Raw genomic sequence first — 24,121 nt, 5'->3', positions numbered from 1 at the left:
GTTCTCACTTAATTCTAAAATTGACCGGCACTTGGACGATGGATTCGATATTCCCGCCACCGCGAGTAGCTGGCACAAACGCCCAACCGCGCACTGCTTTGAGCGCTGCGGCATCCAATGACGCATTACCAGAGGACTTGTGTACTTTAGCCGCAATCACGCTACCACTGGGGCTGACATTGGCACGCACAATCGTTGTGCCTTCCGTACCCGATTCCAGCGCACGGCGGGGGTAATCCGGCGGACTCGGCGGGCGGCGATAACGTGGATTCGTAATCACTGGCACTTCGTTTTGGGCTTGGGCAGCCGCACGCGCAGCGGCTTCTTGTTGCACCTGTTGACGTGCTTGACGCTCGGCGGCTTCACGCTGTTGCTGTTCGCGCATTTCCTGTTGGCGTTGCTGTTCCTCACGCTCACGACGTTCTGCTTCGCGGCGTTCTCGTTCCTCCTGCTCTTGGCGCAAATCCTTTTCTGGCTTAGGTTTGGGCAAGGGTTTTTCCACCTTCTTTTCCGGCTTGGGCTTTTCCGGTTTCGGCTTTTCCTTTGGCTTGGGCTTAGGTTGCGGCGGTGGTGGGGGTGGCGGCGGCGGTGGTTCTGGCGCTACCTGCGGCACGGGTTCGGGGGCAGGTTCGGGAGCTTGCGGCTCGAACATGCTCAATTCCACCGGCAGAATGGGGGGTTCTTCCGGCTTGGTTTCTGCGGCAAACAGGAGAGGCATCAGCAATAACGCCAACCCAATATGCACAGCCGTGGAAATACCAAAGCCGCTGATATGATTGGTTTTCATGGCTCTTGCTGTGCCTGTATCGAAAGGTTATTGAGTTCCTGTGCTTTCAGCAAATCAATCAATTTGACGAAATGCTCAAACACAGCGGCTTTATCAATGCGCAATACAATCAACGTTTCTGGCTTGGCTTGCACCTTGAGCTTTTCAGCCATTTGTTCCAGCGTGACTTTTTCCTCACCAAGGAAAAACTCATTCTTCTCGTTAATAGCAATTTCCAACGGCTCTTCATCTTTCGATGGCTCGCTGACTTGTTCGGCGGTGGGCAGATTAACCGGAATCAGCCCTTGAGACACAAAACTTGCCGTGGTCAGCACGATCGCCAGCAACACCAGCATAATGTCGATGAAGGGGATCATATTGATCTGGTCGAAACGTTTCATGCAAAACCATCCTGTAAGGCAGTCCAACGTGATACCAGCACGTCCACTTTGCGCATCAAGCCGTTGTAAAACAGGATGGCGGGAATCGCAACCAACAGCCCGGCAGCGGTAGCTTTCAGCGCCATTGCCAGACCGAGCATAATGCTATTCACATCCAGCTTGTTGCCTTGTCCCATTTCGTGGAAGGTAATCAAAATCCCCAAGACTGTGCCTAACAGCCCCACATACGGCGCATTCGCGCCAACACTGGAAATCGTGGTGAGATTGCGGGTCAGCGCGACTTTCAACAGCTCAATGTGCTTGAAATCCGCCAATTTAATGCGCCAAAAATAGATGTAACGCTCCACCGCGAACGCCAGCATAATAAAGCTCATAAAGCCCAACGCGCCTAGCACCATGTGATCCAGATACAGTTTGAGAAATTCCATTATGTTAGTAAAACCTCTTAAATTTAAACGACTAATCTCAGTTAATATCGCGTGCTGCTGAATATCTGTCAAAGTGCAGCAAGCTGTCAAATAAAAATTATTCGCATTTTTAACACAAAAGTCTTGACCTGTAAAATAGAATGATTATCATCTGCAACCCACAGAGTACGCATCGTATAGCCAACGACCTGACAGCCACGGATGCTTCTTCGAGTAACATTTTTATTTTAGGAGTATCCCGTGAGCTGTCAGAAAAAACCTCTTGCTATCCGTAGCAGTGTCAACCGTGCCGAATCCCCCGCTATTGCCCTTGCTTCGGCTGCATTTGTCATGATGGCAACGCTTGCCGCCCCTAGCCAAGCGGCGGATGACACCAAAAAAACCAAAGATGCGAAAGCTGACGTTACCCAACTCGAAGGCGTGACCGCAGAAGCCAAACAAGCCGCCCCCGGTTCCAACCCGAACGCTGACCCGGAAGCCCCATACAAAGTTGACAAATCCGCCAACACCAAATTCACCGAACCTCTCTTGAACGTTTCCAAAACCATCACCGTGGTCGGCAAAGAACAGATGGAAGACGCGGGCGTGATGGCGCTGAAAGACCTGATGCGCACCCAACCGAGCGTAACCATGGGAACCGGCGAAGGCGGTAATGCGGAAGGCGACCGTTTCCTGATCCGTGGTTTCGACACACGTAACGATATTTTCGTCGACGGAATGCGTGACCCCGGTTCCACTACCCGTGATGTGTTCGCCTCTGAACAAATCGAAATTGCGAAAGGCCCAAGCTCTACCTTCGCAGGGCGCGGTACGACGGGCGGCGCGGTCAACAGCGTTTCCAAAAAACCGCAGGATGCTAACTTTGCACGCGGCACATTGACCGTGGGCGACGACAACCGTGCAACTCTTGACGCTAACCGCGTGGTCAACGACAAGGTAAAAGTGCGCAGCAACCTCATGATTCAAGATTCCGAGATTGCCGGACGGGATCACCTGTACAAAAAAGGTCAAGGTGCTGCCATCGCTGCTGATATTGCAGCCAGCGAAAAAATGGATGTTTCCTTGGATTATTACCACCTGCGCAACGAAGCCATGCCAGACCGTGGGCATCCGTGGGATCGAACAACCGGCGCACCGGCAGCGGTTGATCGTAGCAATTCTTACGTGATTGTCGGGCGTGACTTCCACGACACGGGGGCGGATATTTTAACGGGTACGGTGGACTACAAAGTCTCTCCAAACACCACTATCAACAGCAAAACCCGTGTGGGCGAAACCACCAATAAGTACATCGTTTCCAAGCCGGGCAGCGTACCGGCAACGGGTTTGACACCGGATGCGACCATCACTAACAGCGTGAACACCGCCGATTTCACCAATACCTTCACCGGCAATAGCACCCAAATCACCCATGAATTCTATCAAGGCGATGTCGAGCATATTGTGGTCGGCGGTTTTGAGGTGAGTAAGGAAAAAATCAAGAACGACGTACCGAGCTTGAATGCGTTTAATGCGACGACCAATCCGGGTGGCGTTCCCGCTCCCGTCATGAACATTATCAACCCGAACAATAACGTTGCCGCACCGGGCATCAATGGTGTGAGTCGCACCTCGAACATTAGTGCCGATGTGAACTCGGTCTATGTCATGGATACCGTTAAGCTTAACCCCAAATGGGAAGTCTTCGGCGGTATCCGTCACGACACCTTTGATATTACCAGCGAATCACTCACTTACGGTGCGGGTACAACCAGTGGTGCAGTCAATGGGGTTGCGCCGCCGGTCAAATACAACGAAGGCTTTACCAACGGTCATGCCGGTGTCGTGTATAAGCCGAAGGAAAACGGCAGCGTTTACGCCTCGGTCAGTACCTCATCCAACGTACCGGGCGAAATGTATGACGGCGTGGGCGATGTTGCCTACGGTGGTTTAAATGCGGATGTTGCCAAGTTTGAGCCTGAGCGCAATAAGAGCGTGGAACTCGGCACCAAATGGAACCTAGCCAACGATAACCTCGCGGTCAGTGCAGCAATATTCCAGTTGGATAAGAGCAACAAAATCGAATCCAACACCAGCAATCAGGGTGAAGTACGCATCAAGGGTATGGAACTGGGCGTTTCCGGTAATGTCACCGAAAAACTCAGCCTTGCCGGTGGTGCAGTCTACATGGATAGCGAAATCACTGGCTCAGCAACCCCTGCGAACCTCGGTAAACCCTTAGCCAACATTGCCGAAAAGAGCGCCAGTGTGCAAACCAAGTACCAGATCACACCGAAAATCGCCGTCGGTGGCAGCGTGATTCATACGGGTGAAGTGGGCGGCGGTGCATTTGCCGCTACCACGGGTAACACCATCAAAGCTTCTAACCGCCTCGATTTGATGGGTGAATACAAAATCAACAACAAGATGTCAGCGCAGTTGAATATGAAAAACGCCACGGATGAAACCATCTACGAAGCGTTATACCGCAGCGGTGCGCCATTTACTTACGTTGCACCGGGTCGCACCACTAACCTTAGCCTAACCTACGACTTTTAATTATGCTGCTGTGTATACCCAATGTCCTGACCAAACAACAAGTTGCCCAATGTCGCGCCCAACTGGATGCGACAGAATGGGTCGATGGCAAAGTGACGGCAGGTCAACAAGCCGCCACCGCCAAAAACAACCTGCAACTGGCGCAGACTTCGCCACTGGCGCAAGAGCTAGGCGATTTCATCCTCGATGCACTCGCTAAAAATTCGCAGTTCATCTCTGCCGCGCTGCCACTGAAAATTTACCCACCGCTGTTCAACCGTTACGAAGGCGGCGGTAATTTCGGTGTCCATGTCGATAATTCCATCCGCTACGTGCCGGGTACGATTGTCAGAGTACGCACCGACGTTTCCGCCACGTTGTTTCTCGCCGAACCGGAAGAGTACAAAGGCGGCGAACTGGTGATCGAAGACAATTTTGGCGCACAGGAAGTGAAACTCGCGGCAGGCGATATGGTGCTGTACCCCGCCACCAGTTTGCATCAAGTACTTCCCGTTACGAGCGGCGCACGTATCGCCTCGTTCTTCTGGATGCAAAGCATGATCCGTGATGACGGGCAACGCACCCTGCTCTACGACCTCGACCAGAGTATCCAAGAATTGACGCTGGAACTCGGCGTGGGGCATCCGCAAACCGTCAAACTCGCCGGGATTTACCACAATTTGGTTCGCCGTTGGGCGGATACGTAGTTTTACCCCTCACCCCCAACCCCACACCCAGCCGCTTTCAGCGTCGTCCCTCAAGGGGCGAGGGGAGTAAGAAGGAGATCATTATGTTGAAAAAATTGACCGTTAGTTTGCTGCTGTTGAGCAGTACCCAGGTACTTGCCAATGAAGTAAATGTGTATTCCGCCCGTGAGGAGCAATTGATCAAGCCGCTGTTGGATGCGTTCAGCAAAGACAAGGGCGTGAAGGTCAACCTGATTACTGGCGATGATGACCCATTGCTGGAACGTTTGAAACGTGAAGGTGCGAATTCACCCGCTGACGTGCTGATTACGGCGGATGCAGGGCGTTTGCACCGTGCGGTGGAAGCTGGCACCTTGCAACCGATCCAGTCCGCCAAGCTCAATCAAGCGATTCCGGCGAATTTGCGTGACCCTGCCAACCAGTGGTTTGGGCTGACTTACCGCTCACGGGTGCTGTTCTACAATCCCGCAAAAGTGCAGGCGAATGAACTTTCCACCTACGAAGATTTGGCTGATCCGAAATGGAAAGGGCGCGTGTGTGCGCGTTCTTCCAGCAGCATTTACAACCAGTCATTGCTGGCGTCGATGATTGCCGCCAAAGGCGCGGCGCAAGCCGAACAGTGGGCGCAAGGCTTGGTGGCAAATCTGGCAAAACCACCCAGTGGCGGCGACCGCGACCAAATTAAAGCGGTGGCGGCGGGTCAGTGCGATGTCGCGATTGCCAACACGTATTACTACGCGCAAATGTTGTACGGAGGCGATGCCGCGCAGAAAGCCGCTGCCAGCAAGGTGAAAGTGTTTTTCCCCAACCAGCGTGACCGTGGCACTCACATCAATATCAGCGGCGCGGGCGTGACCAAATCCGCCAAAAACAAGGAAAACGCGGTTAAATTGCTGGAATACATGGTGCTGGACGACGCGCAACGTTGGTATTCCAACACCAACGGCGAATACCCCGCCAAACGCGGCATTGCTGCCAGCCCGGAATTACAAAGCTGGGGTGCGTTCAAAAGCGATGCACTGAACCTGTCTAACCTTGGCAAACACAATGCGCAAGCGGTGATGATCATGGATAAGGTGGGTTGGAAATAACAAAACCATCACCTATTAATTTCCGTCATCAAGTTGTCATATCCATCCGCTAAATTGAATAGCATTATCATTTAGCGGAATCCCTCACCTTGTTTAACGACCGCCGTATCCGCACTTCACTGATTGCCATCCTTGCTGACGCACTATTGGTAGTGATCAAAATGGCGACTGCTTGGGCAACCGGCAGTGCAGCCTTGCTTGCCGATGCCTACCATTCCATCACTGACTTGGCGGTTTCCCTAATCCTACTGGTTGGATTGTTCACACGCTACCAACAAGAAAAAACTGGCAACTCCGCAGCGATTGCCAAGGCTTACCGCTTTGAAGCCATCCTCGCCATTTTGATAGCGCTGCTAATCCTGTACGTGCCCATAGAAATCGTGCGCGAAGTGCAAGGGCGTTCCCCGGAAGAACTGAAAAATCTCTGGATCGGTATTGCCGGGGTGCTGTTAACCATCGCTATCGCTTGGTTTATGGCAAGGCTGAAAACGTGGGTTGGGCGCGATACCAACTCCCCCGCACTCGAAGCCGACGGCTACCACAGTCAGATGGATGTATTTTCCTCCATCGCCGTACTGATCTCGCTGATCGGCATGATGATTGGCGTTTATCTGGATGAAATTGTCGCCGTCATCATTGCCGTGATGATCGGCGTTGCTGGGGTGGAATTGCTGGTTGCCGGATTCCGCAGCCTGTTCCAAGGCGGTGAACTCGAACAGCTTTCCCTGCTGGAAACGGCTACCCGTTCGCTGGCTGCCAACCGGGTGTATCGCGGGTTCAAAGCCCCCTTCATTGGCTTGTGGTACACCTACCAACGCACCAGCAAAGCCTTGCTGATGGTATTGGCACTCTGCCTCTACGCCGCCAGCGGTCTGAGCATCGTGCCGCACGGTCAGGTTGGCATTAAGCAAGTCCTTAATCGCTCCCAAGCTACCGCGTTACCGCCCGGATTGTACTACACCTTGCCTTGGCCGTTTGGCGACATGCAATTGCTGACGGCGGGTTATGTTCGCACGCTGAACGTCGGTCAATTGCCGCAAGCAGCCGCGCCTACCTCTAGCACCTCTGACAATCCACCCGCCCCGCAACGCTTGTGGCAGCAAGCCTTCATCAGTGACCCGGAAGAGCGTTACGACACCTTACTCATCACAACCAGCGATGAAAACCTCGTCAATATCCAGCTAAGCCTGCATTACCAAACCCCGCCGACCCTGCCCTTGCGCGTCAACAGCGCGGAAATCGACCCGTTACTGGCGCACTTCGCCGAATCTGCCTTGTGGCAACAGGTATCACACCTGACATTCAGCGCCTTACTGGATACCCCGCGTGATGCCTTGGCGACGCGCATCGCCACGCAAATCCAGACTGATCTACAGGCGCTGGGTTTACCCCCCATCACGGTCACGGCGCACATTCAGTCAATTCAGCCACCGCCGCGTGTCGTACAAGTCTACCGTGACACCTTTGATGCCCGTCAAGAACAACAGCGCCTTGAACTGGAAGCCACAGGTGAACGTGCCACCGAACTCAGCAAAGCCAATGCCGATAAGCTCCAGCGTGTCACCACCGCAGACAGCAACCGAATCGAGCAGCAACAACGCGCCCAAGGTGATGCACAATACTTCAAAGAACTCTCCGGCGCATTCCGCCAATACCCCGATGTCATCCGCTTCAACCAATACATTGACACCGTGACAGCGAACTTGGCAGGTAAGCTACTGACCATTACCGACCCCCGCATTCACAGCAACGACCTGCGCATCTGGAAAGGCACAATCCCGCCAGACCCTAAGGCAGCCGCCAGCAACCAAAGGAAAATCCAGCCATGAAAAAAATCTTATGGACGCTTGCCACCCTGATTGTGGCTGGCTACCTGTTGTCCACCTGCCTCGTGCCAGTCAAGGAAAGCGAAACCGTCGTCATCATGCAATTCGGCAAACCCGTGCGCACCATCCGCGACGCGGGGCTGGCGTTCAAACTTCCCGCCCCCATCCAGACCCGCACGATGCTGGACAAGCGCCTGCAATTACTGGGGCTGGAACCGGCTGAATTCGTGACCCGCGACCGCCGCAATCTGGTCGTCAGTAGCTTCGCCGTGTGGCGGATTGCCGAACCGGAAACCTTCCTCAAAAGCGTGCGTGACTTAGAAACCGCCCGCTTGCGCCTGCAAGAACTGCTCAATGCCGGGATTGGTGCTGCCATCGGCAATATTCCGTTGGGTGACATTTTCAGCGTCGATGGGCAACAACAGGGTTTACCGCCCTTATTTGCCACCATCACCGGCAATAGTACCACCACCGCGCTGAAAGAATTCGGCATCGAAATCATCGCCGTGCGCCCCAACCGTTTCGGTTTCCCCAAACAAAACCTGCAATCCATCTACCAGCGCATGATGTCGGAACAGGAACGCACCGCCAAACAACACCGCGCCGAAGGGCAGGAAGCCGCTGCCAAGATCCGTGCCGAAACCGAACGCGAAGCCCGCGAGTTACTCGCACAAGCTTATCGCGAAAGCCAAACCGTCAAAGGCAAAGGCGAAGCCGAAGCTGCACGCATTTACGCCGAAGCATTTCAGGCCGATGCAGCCTATTACCAGTTCAGTCGCTCACTGGATGCTTACCAAAAAATCATCGGCGAAAACACCAGCTTCATTTTGTCATCCGACACCCCGCTGTTCAGCTACTTGCTGTCACCGCCATCCGCGAAAACGTCTGCACCTGCCACGCTGGTGCCGGAGGCGCTCCCATGAGTTTACGGGAAGACTTGCAACAAGTATCCCAGCACAGCCAGCGTTTATGGCTGTTGTTACTAGGGGTTATTCCCTTGATTTACCTGCTCAGTGGTTTTTATTCGGTGGGCGCAGAACAGCGCGGCATTCTCAGCCGTTTCGGTAAAATCGTGGATGACAAGATTGCACCCGGAATGCACTACCGCCTGCCTTGGCCAATCGAATCGGTAGAAAAATTGCAGGTAACAGCGGTGCGCTCGATGGAGCTGGATTTCGCCCTCGACCCCCATGACAAACACCTGCAACTCGAACTGACTACAGGCGACGAAAACCTCATCAATGTGGCACTGATTCTGCAATACAACATTCAGGAAGCCGGTATTTTCCAGCATCAAGCCGTAGCCCCCGAACAACTGTTGCGCCAATTGGCACACGCGGAAAGCATCCAATACGTCGCCAGCCAGAAAATCGGCGACCTGCTCACTACCGGGCGCAACCAGTTCCAATCCAGCCTGCAACAAGCCATTCAGCAACAAACCCGCACCCTGAATCTGGGGATCAATATCACCTCGGTGCAAATCCGCCGTCTGGAGCCGCCGCAATCCATTAAGCAAGTGTTTGATGATGTAGCAGTTGCCCGTGCCGAAAAGCAGGAAAAGATTCAGGTAGAACAAGGCGAACGTAGTTCCACCCTCGCCAAAGCCCGCAGTGATGCCAACCGCCAGCAGCAGCAGACGCAAGCCTATGTGAGTGAATTACTGGCGCGTGCCAATGGCGACCGTGACCGTCTGATGAGTACGTGGGAAGAATACCGCCAAGCGCCCGACCTCATTGGGCAGCGCATGTATCTGGAAATGCTGGAGCAGGTGATGCCGAAAGCTAAGGTAACGTTGGCAGAGCCATCAAGCGATAATGAATCGACACAGGAGAACTGATAGGAGAAGCAGGAAAATCCCTGTCTGGGTAATACGCTGCATCATAACGACCGCGTGTGCCTGAACAAAGGATTGAGGGAACTTACATCTGCGATTGCAGGTAATTTTGCAGACCAATTTTGTCAATCAAGCCCAACTGTTTTTCCAAGAAGTAAGCATGATCTTCTTCGGTATCAGACAGTTGTAAGCGCAGCATTTCGCGGGTGACGTAATCGCTTTCCTCTTCACAGATTTTAATCGCCGCTCTCAACGCGCCAACAACGTGGTATTCCAGCGCGAGGTCATTCTTAAACATGCTGGGCACATCGGAACCCACATTCAGGCTGTCTTGATTGTTCAGGTCCGGCACACCTTCGAGGAATAGGATACGGCGAATAATGGCATCGGCATGGGCACTTTCTTCCTGACGTTCATGCTCGTAATGCGCAAACAATTTGGTTAAACCCCAATCATCACACATGCGCGAATGGATGAAATATTGGTCGCGTGCTGCCAATTCACCCGCTAACAGGGTTTTCAGCACGTCGATAACGCGGTCATTGCCTTTCATAATGTCGTCTCCTTATGCGTTCATCATGGATTGTAAATAATTGGGCAAACCGGCATTCTGGATTGCCCATTGCTGGGATTCCAACCAGTCGATTTGCTCTTCTTCCTCTTCAAGGATTTCTTGCAGCATGTCGCGGCTTACGTAATCCTGCGCTTGTTCACACGCCGCAATCACACTGCGCAATTCAGCCACCACTTCACCCGCTAAACGTAAATCGTTGGCGATGATTTCCGGCACATCTTCGCCAAGATACAGCTTGCCAAGGTCTTGCAGATTGGGCAGTGCTTCCAGAAACAGAATGCGTTCGATCAGCTCGTCCGCCTGTTTCATGGCGTTAATGGAACGTTTGTATTCGTGCTTGTTGAAACCTTCCAAGCCCCAGTTTTTACACATGCGGGCGTGCAGGAAGTATTGGTTGATCGCCGTCAACTGGCTGCGTAGCGCCAGATTCAGCGAACGGTTGATGTCGGGATTTCCTTTCATCGCTATTATCTCCTGATTGTTTGTGTGATTTATAGTTGCGTGGAAGTCAATGCTACCGTTCAACAAGCATTGAAGCAATTACATATTTTCTTTGTGTAACAATAACTTAAGTAACAATTATCAAAATCATTCCCAATAACACCGATTTCACTTGCCAAAATAAATGAGAATCAATATTATTATTGACAAGTCGCTCCCCTCACGTAAGCCACCTCTCCTACTAGCCAGCGTGTTTTTTACACCCCTATACCAGAGGATTGGTCATGACCTACCTGCACTCCATTTTCAAACCCAAGGATATGGCGTTGGCACTGGCAGTGGATCGCGTCATCCGCAACCGCCGCACACGAAAAGTGTTAGGCCACCTGCATTCCCCTGCCGTTATTCCCCACGGCTTCACCGAAAAAGTGGAAGAAGCCGTGCGCATCGCCGGTTGGGCACCGTTCCATTTCCCCGCCAATAAAATTCACCGTCAGAATGAACTTGATTCATGCGTCCCTTGGCGTTTTTACGCGCTGGATCAAGCCAGTTGCCTGACCTTGGCACAGTGCCTGCTGGATAACGGCGCGGGCAATGTGACCGAAGATTCCACCATTATCCGCATGTTAGCCGCTGCCGGTTCGGTGGTGTTAAGCACCTGGCTGCCCGAACCGGATCACAGCAGCAAAGCGCAACACATGAACGAAGAACACCTTGCCGGTGCTGCCGCCGCCGTCCAAAACCTGTTACTGGCAGGCGAAGCCCGCGATCTGCAAACCTATTGGTCTAGCGGTGGCGTGTTAGCCTCCAGCGAATGTTTCAAGCTGTGCGGCATCCCCACAGAACAAAAATTATTGGGCGCAATTTTCATGTTCCCGCCCCAACCAGACAGTGCCGCAGACATTCACGAAGGCAAATTGCGAAACCAACGCGGCACACCGGATAGCTGGCGCACGTGGGTGTCATTGAGCAAACCACAGGAGCAAGCTGCATGAATCCGTTCCGTTTTGGCATTGAACACGAAGTCGCGTTTTACCGCGCTGATGGCAAGTTTGCCGATTTCACCAACACTGGTTTTGAGGATTTCCAGCAAATCGTTGACCGCCTGCCGGAACACCCCGCTGATGCCGAGCATTTGCGCAGTGGCGATGCGGGTATTCGCCGCAAACGTTGGTATATCGAAGGTTACGAACGCTTCAACGAAGATGGCACACTGCTGACTTGCGTACCCAAAGGCCTCGAAATCCGCACCACCATTCACACCAGCATTCAAAGCGTGTTGAACGAATTGCAGGACAGTTACACCCTGTTGCTGGAGATGGCGGCACGTTATGGCTATCGCCCTGCCCCCGTGAGTTTCAACCCAGAACAGGTAAAATTCACTCCGAACCCTCCGCTGAATGCGTTTGAACGCGAACAACAGCGCAACGAATCGCCCGAAGAACGCGATACTGCCCATATCCCCATGCTCACTTATGGCCCTGACCTGAGCTTGTCGCAACCGGGCATGAATAGCGCGGCAATGGTGGACGCTGCCAGCAAACTGACGTATTACAGCCCGTTTATTGTGCCTTTCAGTTTCAACTCGCCCTTTTATGCGGGGGAAATTTGGTCAGGTTTGTCGATCCGCACATGGAAACGTACCGGTGCACGCCCCGCCGCGTTGGTGTTCCCACCCGATAGCGGGCATCTGCTGCATTCAAACCCTACCCTGACTAAAGCACCGCGTCATCCGGCAGAAGCAGGACGGATTGAGTTCAAAGCGTTTGATTCCAGCAGTGATTTTACCTTGTATGGCGCACTGTTTGCCTTGCTGAAAGGGCTGGTGCTGGATAATAGCTTGCCGGGGCGAGCCATTGTGCCGAATGCGCACCAGCATCAAATATCAGCGATGCAGGCATTTGATAACCCCTTGATTTTCAAGTTTGCATGGCAAGCACTCCATGCCGCTGATCGAGCATTAGGCAATGACCCTGACCATCAATTGTTGGAACCACTGTTTGATATGTTGCAACGCAAACGCACGCCCGCACATGATTTGCTTGAGATGAGATTGTGCGCATAATATTAATAAGAATTAATTTCATCTAAATGCACTCTAACACTTGCCAACACAAATGCTAACAATTATCATTAAATCTCGTTACTACCTCCTATAATCTTGCGCAAGCCAGCTTCTGAGCCAAGTCAGCCAGCGTACTTTTTTCAAACATGATGGAAAAAAGACGTTATGAATCAGTCTGAATATTGCAAGCAACAACACAGCAAAAACCCCCAACTCAACCGCTTGCAACAAGAACGTGAACAACTACAGCAAGACCTTGCCGAACTGCAAGATGACCTGAAAATAGTGCAAAATCTCATCCGGCATAAACAGCAAAAACTCCGGGCGCTGAATCAGGATATTGTCACTAAAACCCGCCACGTCACGCCGGTTTTGGTCTGCTTAAATGGCGGGCGCACGACCACGTAAACACCCGACCATCCTTTACAATTAGCCATCCACGCTTGCGTTGGTAGCCAAATGACCTTGTTGAAGTTTAAGGAAAATTTGTTAGTGTTATCTTGCTCTCTCGTATGCCATTCGTAACCCAAAAATCTTGACCCTTGCCGCCGCTACCAACGCAACTGCCGAAGAGGTGTTTTCGTTGGATACCGTGGTTGTGAGTGCGTCCAAATCCGCACAAAAGCAAGGCGAAACCGACGGCACCATGAGTGTGGTCAAACAGGAAAGTATTCAGAAAAACATGGCGAATTCCGTGGATGAAGTGTTTAAGTACACCCCATCCGTGACGGTCAGCGGCTCCGGTATTCGGGGTGATTCCCCCATCAATATTCGCGGCATTACCGGCAACTAGGTACTAACCAACGTCGATGGCGTGCGCCAACCCAAGGCGCTAAGTTTTGGCTTCCTCAGCTCCAGCCGTCATTTTCTCGACCCGAATACCCTCAATGGAATCGGCTCAATGGCAGCATAACGGCGGCACACAAGCCTACCCACTGCACTGCGGGTGGGTAAATTCTGCGCAAGCGACGTGGGAAATAATTGCAGCACTGCATCAAGCTAACCAACCTTACAACCTGTTGTATCGGGGTGAAAGTTGTTACATCTTGCCACGCAAAGGACAAAGCACGGTGAGTTTACCGGACTGGCTGCAAGGCATTGGCTGGCATGAAGTGTGTGGCGTGTTTAACTTAATGGAACACCCTTCAGAACAGAGCAATAGCGCAACATTCACACACGAATTAGCGCGGCTGGCGTATTGATTCCGTTCAAGAAAAAGGGGCTTACGCCCCTAGCAAGGTTCAAAATTCCAAGAGAGGAACTAGGAGCCTGTCAGGCCAAGGTTATTTTTATCAAGGCTAACCCGACAGGTTGTACACACGTTAACTCAGGCACAATCACGCTGTGCTTGCACAGCCGTTGGTTTTGACCTGAAAGGAATAATGTCGGCGCTCGACGGACGCGGAAAAAAACTGTGGTAAATACTTTCCAATTGCTGGCTGACTTCATGCGAACAGCGAACCAATAACAAACATTTTACCAATTCGTGCTGCACCTGCTGACTAGGGTTGCATAGCTCATTCAGACAGAAATCACCTTGTTCAAGGCATTGCTGCAATTCGTGTTTGTCAAATCTGGCGACTTGTTCACCCGTCTGGCGATTGTGCAAGCTGATAAACGGATCAACCCGATCCAGCCAAGCATTTACATAAAACGTCATCACACACCTCACTATTCCTTGAAAATAAGAAATAATCTGGCTGGTGCGGAGTTACAACGTCATACACTGGCTTGACTACTTTTTGTTGCCGTTTTGAGGAGAGGGCAAAAACCTGTAAGATGGAACTAATGATAATGATTCCCGTTACTGAGTCAAGCATTTTTTTGAGAATTATTATCATTTCAAAAAATAACTGAGAAACACTTGTATTTGCAATTGATCATGATTATCATCACCGAACGTTTAAGAATGATTACTGTTTAGGTGATGCCATGTACGTTTGTATTTGCCACTCTGTGACCGACAAAGCGATCAAGAAAGCCGTTAAACACGGCCACGAGACGCTGGAAGCCATTCAACAAGAGCTGAAAGTCGGCACGTGTTGCGGGCGCTGCAAAAGTCATGCCTGTGAAGTCATCGAAGAAACCCTCAACCCTGATACTTTCCACTTTAACCTCAACCTGATGCAAGGTGCATTCGCATGATGACTGGAGCTTTGAGAATGACGGATGTCGAACCACACCGCGTCAATCTGGAAGAATTGATGCGCGGCTGCAAAAAAATTATTCTTCAGCACGGCAAGCGTCCTTATTGTTTGACCATTACCCGCCGGGGCAATTTGATCCTCACTTCGGCAGATGATGACGCAGACAAGCAACCTTCCCTTGACCGTTCCGCTGAAAAATCTGCCCAATAACGATTCATCAACACCTTTAACAGTCAAGCCAGTCAGCGTTACTGCCCCAGCCAGACGTGTTTTTTTTGGAGACTACCCATGAAAACCCTTTCCCACATCGTCTCAGCCGCCCTATTCGGTGGCGTATTATGCACCACACCCCTGTTAGTCAGCGCTGAAACCGTTACTGCCAAAGCGGTGATGGAAACCTATGTGAATATTGCCCACGCCAGTTTTAATGATTCATTCACCACCGCCAAAATCTTACAAGAAAAAGTCGATGCCTTCATTGCCAACCCCACCGCCGAAACCCAGCAAGCCGCCCAAGATGCTTGGTTAGCCGCACGTAAACCTTACAGCCAAACCGAAGCCTTCCGATTTAGCAATAAAAATGTGGACGACTGGGAAGGCCAAGTCAACGCTTGGCCGCTCGACGAGGGCTTGATTGATTACGTCAAAACTGACGCCTACGACCACGAGGAAGGCAACCAATTTGCCAGCGCCAATATCATTGCAGGCAAAGACCCAATCACGCTGGAACTGCTGAAATCGCTGCATGAAAAAGGCGGCTCCGAAGCCAACGTTGCCACCGGCTACCACGCCATCGAATTCCTGCTGTGGGGGCAAGATTTTAACGAAGACTCCAAAGATGCCGGAAAGCGCCCCCCCACCGATTACGCCAAAGGTGACGCTTGCACCAACGGCAATTGTGAACGCCGCGCCGCCTACTTGAAAGCTGCTACCGATTTATTGGTCGCCGATACGCAACAAATGGCGGATGACTGGGCAGATGGTAAAGCCGGTAACTACCGCAGCGGTTTCCTCGCACTCGATGAAAAAGAAGCGTTGCGCCGCATGTTATTCGGCATGGGCAGCCTAAGCCTCGGCGAACTCGCGGGCGAACGCATGAACGTAGCATTGTTGGCACATTCGCAGGAAGACGAACACTCCTGTTTCAGCGACAACACCCACCACGACATTGCTGAAAACGCCCGCAGCATCCAAAACATTTTCAACGGCACTTACACGCGCACCGATGGCACAACGGTAACGGGCGCAAGCCTCTCGCAACTGGTTGCCAGCAAGGATGCCAAAGCCAGCGCAACCTTGGTCAGCAAACTCGCTGATACCCAACAAAAAGCCGAAGCCATTGTGGAAGCGGCGAAAAACGGCGAAAATTTCGACCAGCAAATCAAGCCGGATAACAAAGACGGTAACAAACGCATCAAAGCCGCGATTGCTGCCTTACGCAGCCAAACCGGTGACATCGAAGCAGCGGCGAAAGCCGTGGGTATCGACAGCCTGAACCCGGAAACCAGCGACTCCTTTGGTGGATAAATGCAAGCAACTCTAGCCATTGCCCTTGGTGTGTTACTCACATCAGGGATAGCCAACAGCAGTTCCCTGAGCGTAGCCGAAGGGATACCGCAACAACACGAAGACTTCGCCATCGGTGGCGCATTCTTCCAGCAACCGTGGGTCAGTTCCCCCGCCTCCACCACTGCGCGTGATGGGCTGGGGCCGCTGTTCAAAGCCAATAGCTGCATTGCTTGTCATGTGCAGCATGGGCGCGGGCATCCGCCGCTGACGGAGACCGAAAACTTTCTATCGACCATTGTAAAGCTCAGCATCCCTGCCCACAGTGCTGCACAACAAACTGTTGTGAAAACATTGGGGATTGCCCCTGAACCGACTTACGGCGACCATTTGCAAACGCTAGGCATCAAAGGTTTACCGGGTGAAGGCACACCGCGTTTCACCTACACCGACATTCACGGGCAATTCAAAGATGGCGAAACCTACACGCTGTTACAACCGCATTTGCAGATTGACGGGCTAAACTACGGCGCATTGCACCCTGACACCCAATTCTCCGCACGGGTTGCGCCGCCACTGTTTGGCATGGGTTTGCTGGAAAGCATCCCCGAAGCAGAAATTCTTACCAATGCCGATCCTGATGACCGCAATGCTGACGGCATTTCCGGCAAACCTAATCAGGTCTGGGACATTGCCACGCAACAAACCACACTAGGGCGCTTTAGTTGGAAAGCCAATCAACCGAGTATTCTCCAGCAAACGGCGGATGCCTTCCGCAATGACATTGGCATTACTTCCACCCTCTTCCCAGAACAGCCATGTACCGCAGCACAAACAGATTGCCACGCCCTGCCAGAAGGCGGCAAGCCGGAAATTCCCGCTAATTTGCTAGAAAAAGTCGTATTTCACATTGCCCACCAACCCGTACCAACGCGCCGTGACACCGACGATACGCAAGTCATTCAAGGGCAGAAACTGTTTAATCAGGCGGGCTGTGTCGCCTGCCATATCCCAACATTTCCAGCCTTGGCAAACCAGCCACACCAACCCTATTCCGACCTGTTGCTGCATGACATGGGTGAGGGGCTGGCAGATAAGCGCCCCGACTTTGCGGCATCCGGCAACGAATGGCGCACCCCGCCCCTGTGGGGTATCGGTTTAACCGCAAAACTCAGCGGACACTCCCGTTTCCTGCATGACGGACGCGCCCGCAACCTGCTGGAAGCCATTCTCTCGCACGGTGGCGAAGCCGAAGCCGCCAAGCAACACGTATTGTCGATGCACAAATCCGAACGGGAAGCACTGTTACGTTTCCTCAACTCACTGTAATGAGAACGCTGATGTTTAAACAGATTTTTTGCTGCCTGCTCCTGCTGCCTTCGCTGTTATTTGCAGCCACACCCAATGTCGCCCCCGCCACGCCGCTGCCTGATGCCGACAAATTGCTGGCGGCTGTGGTTGATGGCGCAATCATCCCGCTGTATCGGGAATTGCAAGTCACCGCCAACACCTTAGAGCAGCGCAGCACAGCATTTTGCAGCGCCCCCACCGCCGAATCCTTCAAAGTATTGCGCGAAGGCTGGGGCGAAACCTTGTTGGCATGGCATCGCACCGACGCGCTCATGTTTGGCCCCGCGATTGCCGATCAGATAGATTTCACCATCAATTTCAATCCGCCGAAAAAAATGATCATCAGCCGCTTGCTGACCGATGACCTTCCCCTGACTCCCGACAGCATCGCAAAAGCCGGAGTGGGCGGGCAAGGCTTAAGTACGCTGGAATTCTTGCTGTTTGATCGTGACAAAAGCGAAGCCGAACAACTGGCAAGCTTCCAAGGCGATACGGGCAAACGCCGCTGTGATTACGTGCAAGCTGCCAGCACCTTGCTGCATACCCAAGTACAAACCATCGCGAATGGTTGGCTGCAAGACAGCAACGGTTACGCCAGCGCTTTCCGCGATGCGCACAAGGGCAATGCCACCTTCGCCAGCGCCCGCCAAGCGGTAGATTTGCTGGTAGGCAAGCTGTATCAGTCCGCCGAAAAGTTTTCCAAAAACCGCATCGGCAATCCCTTGGGCAAAGGCATTGACCTCAATACCGAAGGCAAGCAGGAAGTGCTGAATACCTCCAACGCTTACCAACTGGAAGCCTGGCGCAGTGGCTATTCCATCCAAATCATTCGCGCCAATGTGGAAGGGATGCAACGTATTCTGCGGGAAGGCGGTGTATTGCAATGGCTACGCGACCACAACGAACGCGAAGTGGAAAAGTTCGTCGCCGATGCCATGCAGCAACGCTTCGACAATTACCTCAAGTTACCGCTGCCCAGTGCTGACCCTTTCGAGCTAATCAAGACGGGTAAAGGTAAAGAACTCGATGGTTATTACTACCTCGGTAATGACATTCAAATGGGAATCCGCCGCCAGCTTGCCAAAGTGCTAGGCGTACAACTCGGTTTCAACGACAACGATGGGGATTAAACAATGAATCGCCGCCAGTTTTTGTTACTTGCCACTGCCGGAACGTTTGGTGCGGCATTAGGGGTCAACACCCTAATGAAACGCGCCGCAGGAACACCTGTTGAAGCAGATACCAACCTCACCCATTTATATTCCGCCAGCGACAACCCACACGGCGGACACTTTCTAACCCGCTTAGACATGGCAAGCGGGCAACTGCAATCCTGCGCTGTCCCCATGCGCGGACACGCCGTATTACCCTTAGCAAACGACACCGCCCTACTGTTCGGACGCCGCCCCGCCTTTGAATGCGCCGTCGTCATGTTCACAGAAGCTCAAAACACCCCCATTCCCGCAACAGCCGGACGACATTTCAACGGTCACGGCTGTTTATCCTCTGCGGGTGATGTGCTGTTCACCACCGAAAACGCTTACGATGAAAAACGCGGCGTACTCGGTATCCGCGACAGCAAAACTTTCCAACACCTCGGCGAATACGACACCTTCGGACTTGATCCGCACGATATACAACTCATGCCCGATGGCAAAACGCTGGTCATTGCCAACGGCGGTATTGAACAGCACCCCGATTTCGGGCGGCGTAAACTCAACATTGACACCATGCAACCTTCGCTGGTTTATCTTGATGCGCAAACCGGCAAAAAAATTGACGAATACCGCCTACCCGACCGTCATTTAAGCATTCGCCACTTAATCGCCACTGCGGATGGCAGTGTCGGCGTGGCGCTGCAATACGAAGGCAATTTATACCGCCAACAACCCGCCTCCTTGGTCGCTTGGCAGCCGCACGGCGGTGAGTTGCAATTGCTCGACATTAGCGCCGCTGATGTAGCGCTGTTCAACGGTTACATGGCGGATTTAGCCTATGACCCGCAGCAACAAATTCTGGCGGTATCCTCACCACGCGGCAATCACACTAGCTTTTGGAGTACCCGCGAACGCCGTTTTCTGCACGCGCATTCCGTACCGGAACCCAGCGGCATCGCGTTTTTGCCACAACAGCAGCAATTTTTAGTCTCGGATGCGACCGGCGGCATTCACCGTTTTCCCTCAACCCTTCAACCCGCACCAGCCAGCCTGTTGCACCAGTTTTCCGACCAACGTTGGGATAACCATCTAGTAATAACATAATGACAGACCAGCCACTGTTCCCTATCAAAATACCTGGAGTTCTAGTATGAAAAAGACCTTATTAAGCATCCTGATTGGCGCATCCTTAACCAGCCCCGCTTTTGCCGCCACCACCCTCAGCGGTGTGGTGGAAGTCGAAGCCGGTTTTGTCAGCAATGATGACGGCGATAGCAGCGACCTCACTGTACCCGCCGTCGAACTCGGCATCGACAATCAGATCAATGACAAACTCGAAGGCCACGTCTTATTCCTCTACGAACAAGGTGAAAACAACGACAATATTGCGCTGGATGAAGCCACCCTTACCTTCAAACCGCGTGAAGGGCTGGATGTCACCGCAGGGCGCATGTACGTGCCTTTCGGTAAATTCGACAGCCATATGGTGTCCGACCCACTGACGTTGGAAATGGCGGAAACACAAGAAGAAGCCGTGCAACTGGGTGTCAGTTCCGGCGATATTTCCGGCTCGGCCTACGTATTCAAAGATGACAAAGATGGCAGCAACAAAATTGATGATTACGGCGTGAATCTCGATTACAGCGCCGACAACTTCGGGGCTGGCGTGAGCTATATTTCTGATGTGAATGATAAAGCAGCGGCAGGGCTAGGTATCCATGCCTCCGCTACTGTCGGCAAAGCCAGCGTGATTGCCGAACACATTCAAGTCGATGCCATCACGCTGGAAGATGACAGCAGCGTCGAACCCAGCGCCACCAATCTCGAAATCGGTTTCGATATGGGCAACGACCGCACCGTAGCACTCGCCTACCAGCAAACCGACGCGGCTGAGTCGCTGGAACTGCCCGAAAAAGCAGCGGGTATTGCCTACAGTATGCCCGTCTACGAAAAAGCCAGTTTCGCGGCTGAATACATGAACAACGAAGCCTACGATGGCAGCAAAGAAGATGTAATCACGCTGCAAGTGGCTTACGAGTTCTAAGCACCGCAGGCGTTGCCTCACTCGTGGCGCAACGCCTCAATCGGGTCTAGCCGCGCGGCGCGTTTCGCAGGCATATACCCAAACAACACACCAATCCCCGCCGAAAACACAAACGACAGCAAGTTAATCCCCACATTGAAAACATACGGCACATTCATCACTTGCGACAAGCCGATGGATACCAGCGTTGCCAACCCAATCCCAATCAAGCCGCCGAGAGAAGCCAGCACCACCGCCTCGATCAGAAATTGCAGCAACACTTCACGTTCCAACGCCCCAATCGCCAGCCGAATACCGATTTCACGGGTACGCTCAGTCACGGACACCAGCATAATATTCATAATGCCGATCCCGCCGACCAGCAAGCTGACCGAAGCCACCGCTGCCAGTAAAGTAGTCATCACTTGCGTCGTACCAGACAAGGCTTCGGCAATCTGGCGGGTATCCTGCACGTTGAAATTGTCGTCCTTGTCATCACCCAAACGGCGGCGTTCGCGCATCAAGTTGGTCAATTGCTCTTTGACGCTGGTAATGTCGTTTTCGTCCGCGACCGACACTTGGATGCTGGAAACGTTTTGATTGCCGGTCAAACGCCGTTGCACCGCTTTGATCGGCATAATGACGGTATCATCCTGATCGCGCCCCATCGACGCTTGCCCTTTGGATACCAATATACCGATGATTTCGCAGGAAAAGTTATTCACCCGCAAGCTCTCACCCACGGGTTGTTGCGTGCCGAATAATTCACGGCGAATGGTTTCCCCGATCAAACACACGGTTTGCCCCGCCTTTTCTTCTGCTTCGCTAAAGGTGCGCCCTGATGCCAGTTTCCAGCTTCCGGCAATAAAGAAATCGTTGGTCGAACCCGTCACGCTGGTTGACCAGTTGTTGGACATGGAAACGACCGTGGCACTCTTGCTCACCTCCGGCGCAACCGCTGCCAGCCCCGTAATCTGATTGCGGATGGCTTCGACATCTTCCAGCGAAAACGGGGGTGAACCGCCCCCGCCACCACCGCCTGGCCCCATCATGCGTTGCCCGTTACGGATTTGCAGCAAGTTGCTGCCAAGGCTGGATACCTGATTTTTCACCGCTTGGGTTGCACCATTGCCCAGCGTTACCATTGTAATGACTGCGGATACGCCAATCACAATCCCCAGAATCGTCAGGAAGGAACGCAATAAATTGCGGCGGATTTCGCGCAGAGCGAGTAAAAAGCTGCTCCATAACATCAGGTGATCTCCCGTTTGCGCACGTCGCTGTCGATATTGCCGTCAACGAAGTGGATGATGCGTTTGGCGTATTCCGCCATATCAGGTTCGTGCGTCACCATTAGCACCGTAATGCCTTTGTTTTCGTTCAGGTCGGTGAGCAATGCCATGATTTCATTGCTGGTCTTGGTGTCGAGGTTGCCGGTTGGCTCATCCGCCAGCAAAATGGTCGGGTTGGTGACTAACGCCCGCGCAATGGCTACCCGTTGCTGTTGCCCGCCGGACAGTTCTGCCGGGGTATGATGCCCCCAACCTTCCAACCCCACCTGTTTCAACGCGGCTTGGGCGGCAATATGACGCGCTTCGGTGGATTCGCCCCGATACAGCAGCGGCAATTCCACATTTTCCTGTGCGGAAGTTCGCGCCAACAGGTTGAAGCCTTGGAACACGAAGCCCAGATAGTGCCGCCGCAACAAGGCGCGTTCATTGCGCGACAACTGTTCCACATGCACATCGCGGAACAAATATTCGCCACCACTGGGGACATCCAAACAGCCCAGAATATTCATCGCAGTAGATTTGCCTGAACCACTCGGCCCCATGATGGCGACAAAATCACCTTGCTCAATGGTCATATTGACCCCATCCAGCGCTTTGAAGCTCGCCTGCCCTTGCCCGTAGATTTTGGTGATACCGCGTAATTCGATTAACGCACTCATGGCTTGCCACCTGCTGTGCCGCCTGTGCTTTCGGTGATCACCGCCATACCCGCTTTCAAGTCGCCGCTGACAATTTCGGTTTGCTTGCCATCGCTAATGCCGGTTTTGACTTCGACTGCCAGGGGCGCGTTGTTGTCCAGTACCCAGATTTTTTGCATTCCATCGGTGCTGGCGACGGGTGGCGTACCGTTGGGGCGTTTTTTGGCAGTACCCATACCCGGCGGACGCGGCATCAGTTGCGAAATGAAGCTGCTATTGGCACTCGCCGCCGCAGGCGTAGCCGCCACCACGGGGGTAAAGCGCAGGGCAGTATTGGGAATGAGCAATACATTTTCCCGCGATTCGGTCTTGATGGTGGCGGTGGCGGTCATGCCGGGGCGCAAGGTCAGGTCGGTGTTTTGCACCGCCAGCACGGTGAGATAGGACACCACATTTTCAGACGTATCCGCCCCCAAACTGACGCGGGTAATTTCAGCGGGGTATTTGCGCCCCGGCCATGCGTCCACGCTGAATTCGGCTTTTTGCCCGGCTTTGACTTGCCCTACATCGGCTTCATCCACGCCGACTTCGACTTCCATTTGTGCTAAATCTTCTGCCAATGTGAACAAAGTTGGTGCGGACAAAGACGAGGCGACGGTTTGCCCCGGTTCGACGGTGCGGGTCAGCACTACGCCGTTAATCGGTGAGGTGATCGTGGCTTTGCCGAGATTGGTTTCGGAGGAGCGCAATTCGGCAGTGGCTGAGGTCACGGTAGTTTTGGCGACTTCGGCATCGGCTTGGGAACGTTCCAGCGTTGCTTCGGCGGTATCCAACTCGGATTGGGCGGGCAATTTGCCGCCGGAGGCGCTGTACAACTCGCGTAAACGGTTGAGCTTGGTACGCGCTTCTTTGACGCTGGCGGCAGATTGTTTGACTTTGGCGTGCGCGGAAGCCAGCGAGGCTTTGCCTTTGGTGATGGTGTCTTGCAACTGGGTGGTGTTGAGGCTTGCCAACTTCTGCCCTTTTTTCACCACTTCGTTGGCATCGACCAGTACCTCATCGACTGTGCCGGAGAGTTCCGTGCCAATATCGACCTGATTTTTGGGCTGCAAGTTGCCTGTCGCTGTCACCGTGACACTGAGGTTGCCGGTTTTGGCGGGAGTGGTTTTGTAGCTGGTCTGACTTTTGGTTTGGGATGACCCCATGAAGTAATAGCCTGCGCCGCCTGCGATGATCCCTGCGACCAGCAGTGCCAGCAGCCACTTGCCCTTGTTGCCTTGGGAGGTTTTTTTGCCGCCTGCTGCCAATACCGCTTTGACGGAATCGTTGGTGGTTGAATTGATTGGGTTGCTCATAAG

The 24,121-nt window shown here is 52.9% G+C and carries 27 protein-coding genes; 18 read left to right on the top strand and 9 right to left on the bottom strand.

All coding sequences use genetic code 11. The annotated features are described in order from the left end of the window. Positions 1-4 precede the first annotated feature (4 nt). From L3K52_09270 to exbB, 3 genes are read right to left on the bottom strand one after another with little or no spacing between them, the layout of a single operon-like run. Positions 5-787, bottom strand: a complete 783-nt coding sequence (locus L3K52_09270; protein UOG93894.1) for an energy transducer TonB — start codon at positions 785-787, stop codon at positions 5-7. Next, the gene (gene exbD, locus L3K52_09265; protein ID UOG93893.1) at positions 784-1,167 is read right to left on the bottom strand and encodes a TonB system transport protein ExbD; all 384 of its coding nucleotides are present in this window, start codon (positions 1,165-1,167) and stop codon (positions 784-786) included. Before exbD ends, L3K52_09270 begins: the two co-directional genes overlap by 4 nt. Continuing rightward, positions 1,164-1,595, bottom strand: a complete 432-nt coding sequence (gene exbB, locus L3K52_09260) for a TonB-system energizer ExbB (protein UOG93892.1) — start codon at positions 1,593-1,595, stop codon at positions 1,164-1,166. Before exbB ends, exbD begins: the two co-directional genes overlap by 4 nt. 240 nt (positions 1,596-1,835) lie before the next feature. Here exbB and L3K52_09255 point away from each other — a divergent pair, with 240 nt between their 5' ends. The 6 genes from L3K52_09255 (at position 1,836) to hflK (ending at position 9,573) form a co-directional block, all read left to right on the top strand. Then, positions 1,836-4,133: a TonB-dependent receptor gene (locus tag L3K52_09255; GenBank protein UOG93891.1), complete on the top strand. Its 2,298-nt coding sequence runs from the start codon at positions 1,836-1,838 to the stop codon at positions 4,131-4,133. A 2-nt stretch (positions 4,134-4,135) separates the two neighbouring features. Continuing rightward, positions 4,136-4,819 (top strand): Fe2+-dependent dioxygenase, encoded by a 684-nt coding sequence (locus tag L3K52_09250; protein UOG93890.1) that lies wholly within the window; start codon positions 4,136-4,138, stop codon positions 4,817-4,819. A gap of 83 nt (positions 4,820-4,902) precedes the next feature. Next, positions 4,903-5,910, top strand: a complete 1,008-nt coding sequence (locus L3K52_09245; GenBank protein ID UOG93889.1) for a Fe(3+) ABC transporter substrate-binding protein — start codon at positions 4,903-4,905, stop codon at positions 5,908-5,910. A gap of 89 nt (positions 5,911-5,999) precedes the next feature. Beyond that, a complete protein-coding gene (locus tag L3K52_09240) occupies positions 6,000-7,739 on the top strand; it encodes a protease modulator HflK family protein (GenBank protein UOG93888.1) in 1,740 nt (579 codons plus the stop codon). Further along, entirely contained in the window at positions 7,736-8,659 is a 924-nt protein-coding gene (locus tag L3K52_09235) for a protease modulator HflC (GenBank protein ID UOG93887.1), read from the top strand. The genes L3K52_09240 and L3K52_09235 overlap by 4 nt, the downstream gene beginning before the upstream one ends. Then, positions 8,656-9,573 (top strand): FtsH protease activity modulator HflK, encoded by a 918-nt coding sequence (hflK, locus tag L3K52_09230; protein UOG93886.1) that lies wholly within the window; start codon positions 8,656-8,658, stop codon positions 9,571-9,573. Before L3K52_09235 ends, hflK begins: the two co-directional genes overlap by 4 nt. A gap of 82 nt (positions 9,574-9,655) precedes the next feature. Here hflK and bfr (L3K52_09225) read toward each other — a convergent pair whose 3' ends face one another. Together bfr (L3K52_09225) and bfr (L3K52_09220) are read right to left on the bottom strand one after the other, a co-directional pair. Continuing rightward, positions 9,656-10,123, bottom strand: coding sequence for a bacterioferritin (gene bfr / locus L3K52_09225; protein UOG93885.1), 468 nt, complete (start codon positions 10,121-10,123; stop codon positions 9,656-9,658). Positions 10,124-10,135: 12 nt separating this feature from the next. Next, a complete protein-coding gene (gene bfr, locus L3K52_09220) occupies positions 10,136-10,606 on the bottom strand; it encodes a bacterioferritin (GenBank protein UOG93884.1) in 471 nt (156 codons plus the stop codon). Between the two features lie 263 nt (positions 10,607-10,869). Between bfr (L3K52_09220) and L3K52_09215 the strand changes: the two genes are divergently transcribed. From L3K52_09215 to L3K52_09195, 5 genes are all read left to right on the top strand, one after another. Then, positions 10,870-11,580: a nitroreductase family protein gene (locus L3K52_09215; GenBank protein ID UOG93883.1), complete on the top strand. Its 711-nt coding sequence runs from the start codon at positions 10,870-10,872 to the stop codon at positions 11,578-11,580. After that, positions 11,577-12,650 carry a glutamate--cysteine ligase gene (locus L3K52_09210; GenBank protein ID UOG93882.1) on the top strand — a complete coding sequence of 358 codons (1,074 nt, stop codon included), beginning with the start codon at positions 11,577-11,579 and terminating at the stop codon, positions 12,648-12,650. Before L3K52_09215 ends, L3K52_09210 begins: the two co-directional genes overlap by 4 nt. A 165-nt stretch (positions 12,651-12,815) precedes the next feature. Next, on the top strand, positions 12,816-13,058 hold the full coding sequence (locus tag L3K52_09205; protein ID UOG93881.1) for a hypothetical protein: 243 nt from the start codon (positions 12,816-12,818) through the stop codon (positions 13,056-13,058). Positions 13,059-13,185: 127 nt separating this feature from the next. After that, a complete protein-coding gene (locus L3K52_09200) occupies positions 13,186-13,443 on the top strand; it encodes a TonB-dependent receptor plug domain-containing protein (GenBank protein ID UOG93880.1) in 258 nt (85 codons plus the stop codon). A 94-nt stretch (positions 13,444-13,537) separates the two neighbouring features. Further along, on the top strand, positions 13,538-13,852 hold the full coding sequence (locus L3K52_09195; protein UOG93879.1) for a hypothetical protein: 315 nt from the start codon (positions 13,538-13,540) through the stop codon (positions 13,850-13,852). A 125-nt stretch (positions 13,853-13,977) separates the two neighbouring features. Here the strand turns inward: L3K52_09195 and L3K52_09190 are convergent, their stop codons facing one another. Next, positions 13,978-14,310, bottom strand: coding sequence for a hypothetical protein (locus L3K52_09190; protein ID UOG93878.1), 333 nt, complete (start codon positions 14,308-14,310; stop codon positions 13,978-13,980). A gap of 272 nt (positions 14,311-14,582) precedes the next feature. On the opposite strand from L3K52_09190, the gene L3K52_09185 reads away from it, so the two are divergent. The 7 genes from L3K52_09185 (at position 14,583) to L3K52_09155 (ending at position 20,854) form a co-directional block, all read left to right on the top strand. After that, positions 14,583-14,795: a (2Fe-2S)-binding protein gene (locus L3K52_09185; protein ID UOG93877.1), complete on the top strand. Its 213-nt coding sequence runs from the start codon at positions 14,583-14,585 to the stop codon at positions 14,793-14,795. Positions 14,796-14,812: 17 nt separating this feature from the next. Next, positions 14,813-15,007 carry a hemin uptake protein HemP gene (locus L3K52_09180; protein ID UOG93876.1) on the top strand — a complete coding sequence of 65 codons (195 nt, stop codon included), beginning with the start codon at positions 14,813-14,815 and terminating at the stop codon, positions 15,005-15,007. Between the two features lie 78 nt (positions 15,008-15,085). After that, positions 15,086-16,324, top strand: coding sequence for a peptidase (locus L3K52_09175; protein UOG93875.1), 1,239 nt, complete (start codon positions 15,086-15,088; stop codon positions 16,322-16,324). Then, positions 16,325-17,632: a c-type cytochrome gene (locus tag L3K52_09170; GenBank protein UOG93874.1), complete on the top strand. Its 1,308-nt coding sequence runs from the start codon at positions 16,325-16,327 to the stop codon at positions 17,630-17,632. It begins immediately after the preceding gene. Between the two features lie 11 nt (positions 17,633-17,643). Further along, the gene (locus L3K52_09165) at positions 17,644-18,783 is read left to right on the top strand and encodes an imelysin family protein (GenBank protein UOG93873.1); all 1,140 of its coding nucleotides are present in this window, start codon (positions 17,644-17,646) and stop codon (positions 18,781-18,783) included. A gap of 3 nt (positions 18,784-18,786) precedes the next feature. Next, complete coding sequence (locus L3K52_09160; protein UOG93872.1) at positions 18,787-19,914, top strand: DUF1513 domain-containing protein; 1,128 nt, start codon at positions 18,787-18,789, stop codon at positions 19,912-19,914. A gap of 46 nt (positions 19,915-19,960) precedes the next feature. Then, the gene (locus L3K52_09155; protein ID UOG93871.1) at positions 19,961-20,854 is read left to right on the top strand and encodes an LbtU family siderophore porin; all 894 of its coding nucleotides are present in this window, start codon (positions 19,961-19,963) and stop codon (positions 20,852-20,854) included. Between the two features lie 17 nt (positions 20,855-20,871). On the opposite strand, the gene L3K52_09150 is transcribed toward L3K52_09155, so the two are convergent. Genes L3K52_09150 through L3K52_09140 form a run of 3 tightly spaced genes read right to left on the bottom strand, consistent with a single transcriptional unit; the run spans position 20,872 to position 24,118 of the window. Further along, positions 20,872-22,086 (bottom strand): ABC transporter permease, encoded by a 1,215-nt coding sequence (locus tag L3K52_09150; GenBank protein ID UOG93870.1) that lies wholly within the window; start codon positions 22,084-22,086, stop codon positions 20,872-20,874. Continuing rightward, complete coding sequence (locus L3K52_09145; GenBank protein UOG93869.1) at positions 22,086-22,784, bottom strand: ABC transporter ATP-binding protein; 699 nt, start codon at positions 22,782-22,784, stop codon at positions 22,086-22,088. The genes L3K52_09150 and L3K52_09145 overlap by 1 nt, the downstream gene beginning before the upstream one ends. Next, entirely contained in the window at positions 22,781-24,118 is a 1,338-nt protein-coding gene (locus L3K52_09140) for an efflux RND transporter periplasmic adaptor subunit (GenBank protein UOG93868.1), read from the bottom strand. The genes L3K52_09145 and L3K52_09140 overlap by 4 nt, the downstream gene beginning before the upstream one ends. Between the last annotated feature and the right edge of the window lie 3 nt (positions 24,119-24,121).

This window comes from Candidatus Thiothrix sulfatifontis, assembly GCA_022828425.1.
GTDB classification, from domain to species: Bacteria; Pseudomonadota; Gammaproteobacteria; order Thiotrichales; family Thiotrichaceae; genus Thiothrix; species Thiothrix sulfatifontis.
The sequence above is the reverse complement of the archived record's forward strand: the minus strand, read 5'-3'. Positions and strand labels throughout refer to the sequence as shown.

Excerpts from the sequence above, each read along its gene's own strand:
- L3K52_09145 (UOG93869.1), bottom strand. The coding sequence starts at position 22,784 with ATGAGTGCGTTAATCGAATTACGCGGTATCACCAAAATCTACGGGCAA.
- L3K52_09195 (UOG93879.1), top strand. The coding sequence starts at position 13,538 with ATGGAATCGGCTCAATGGCAGCATAACGGCGGCACACAAGCCTACCCA.
- L3K52_09165 (UOG93873.1), top strand. The coding sequence starts at position 17,644 with ATGTTTAAACAGATTTTTTGCTGCCTGCTCCTGCTGCCTTCGCTGTTA.
- L3K52_09150 (UOG93870.1), bottom strand. The coding sequence starts at position 22,086 with ATGTTATGGAGCAGCTTTTTACTCGCTCTGCGCGAAATCCGCCGCAAT.
- L3K52_09270 (UOG93894.1), bottom strand. The coding sequence starts at position 787 with ATGAAAACCAATCATATCAGCGGCTTTGGTATTTCCACGGCTGTGCAT.
- L3K52_09160 (UOG93872.1), top strand. The coding sequence starts at position 18,787 with ATGAATCGCCGCCAGTTTTTGTTACTTGCCACTGCCGGAACGTTTGGT.
- L3K52_09245 (UOG93889.1), top strand. The coding sequence starts at position 4,903 with ATGTTGAAAAAATTGACCGTTAGTTTGCTGCTGTTGAGCAGTACCCAG.
- L3K52_09170 (UOG93874.1), top strand. The coding sequence starts at position 16,325 with ATGCAAGCAACTCTAGCCATTGCCCTTGGTGTGTTACTCACATCAGGG.
- bfr (UOG93885.1), bottom strand. The coding sequence starts at position 10,123 with ATGAAAGGCAATGACCGCGTTATCGACGTGCTGAAAACCCTGTTAGCG.
- L3K52_09140 (UOG93868.1), bottom strand. The coding sequence starts at position 24,118 with ATGAGCAACCCAATCAATTCAACCACCAACGATTCCGTCAAAGCGGTA.
- L3K52_09215 (UOG93883.1), top strand. The coding sequence starts at position 10,870 with ATGACCTACCTGCACTCCATTTTCAAACCCAAGGATATGGCGTTGGCA.
- L3K52_09190 (UOG93878.1), bottom strand. The coding sequence starts at position 14,310 with ATGACGTTTTATGTAAATGCTTGGCTGGATCGGGTTGATCCGTTTATC.
- L3K52_09235 (UOG93887.1), top strand. The coding sequence starts at position 7,736 with ATGAAAAAAATCTTATGGACGCTTGCCACCCTGATTGTGGCTGGCTAC.
- exbD (UOG93893.1), bottom strand. The coding sequence starts at position 1,167 with ATGAAACGTTTCGACCAGATCAATATGATCCCCTTCATCGACATTATG.
- L3K52_09250 (UOG93890.1), top strand. The coding sequence starts at position 4,136 with ATGCTGCTGTGTATACCCAATGTCCTGACCAAACAACAAGTTGCCCAA.
- exbB (UOG93892.1), bottom strand. The coding sequence starts at position 1,595 with ATGGAATTTCTCAAACTGTATCTGGATCACATGGTGCTAGGCGCGTTG.
- L3K52_09180 (UOG93876.1), top strand. The coding sequence starts at position 14,813 with ATGACGGATGTCGAACCACACCGCGTCAATCTGGAAGAATTGATGCGC.
- hflK (UOG93886.1), top strand. The coding sequence starts at position 8,656 with ATGAGTTTACGGGAAGACTTGCAACAAGTATCCCAGCACAGCCAGCGT.
- L3K52_09205 (UOG93881.1), top strand. The coding sequence starts at position 12,816 with ATGAATCAGTCTGAATATTGCAAGCAACAACACAGCAAAAACCCCCAA.
- L3K52_09175 (UOG93875.1), top strand. The coding sequence starts at position 15,086 with ATGAAAACCCTTTCCCACATCGTCTCAGCCGCCCTATTCGGTGGCGTA.
- L3K52_09155 (UOG93871.1), top strand. The coding sequence starts at position 19,961 with ATGAAAAAGACCTTATTAAGCATCCTGATTGGCGCATCCTTAACCAGC.
- L3K52_09210 (UOG93882.1), top strand. The coding sequence starts at position 11,577 with ATGAATCCGTTCCGTTTTGGCATTGAACACGAAGTCGCGTTTTACCGC.
- L3K52_09185 (UOG93877.1), top strand. The coding sequence starts at position 14,583 with ATGTACGTTTGTATTTGCCACTCTGTGACCGACAAAGCGATCAAGAAA.
- bfr (UOG93884.1), bottom strand. The coding sequence starts at position 10,606 with ATGAAAGGAAATCCCGACATCAACCGTTCGCTGAATCTGGCGCTACGC.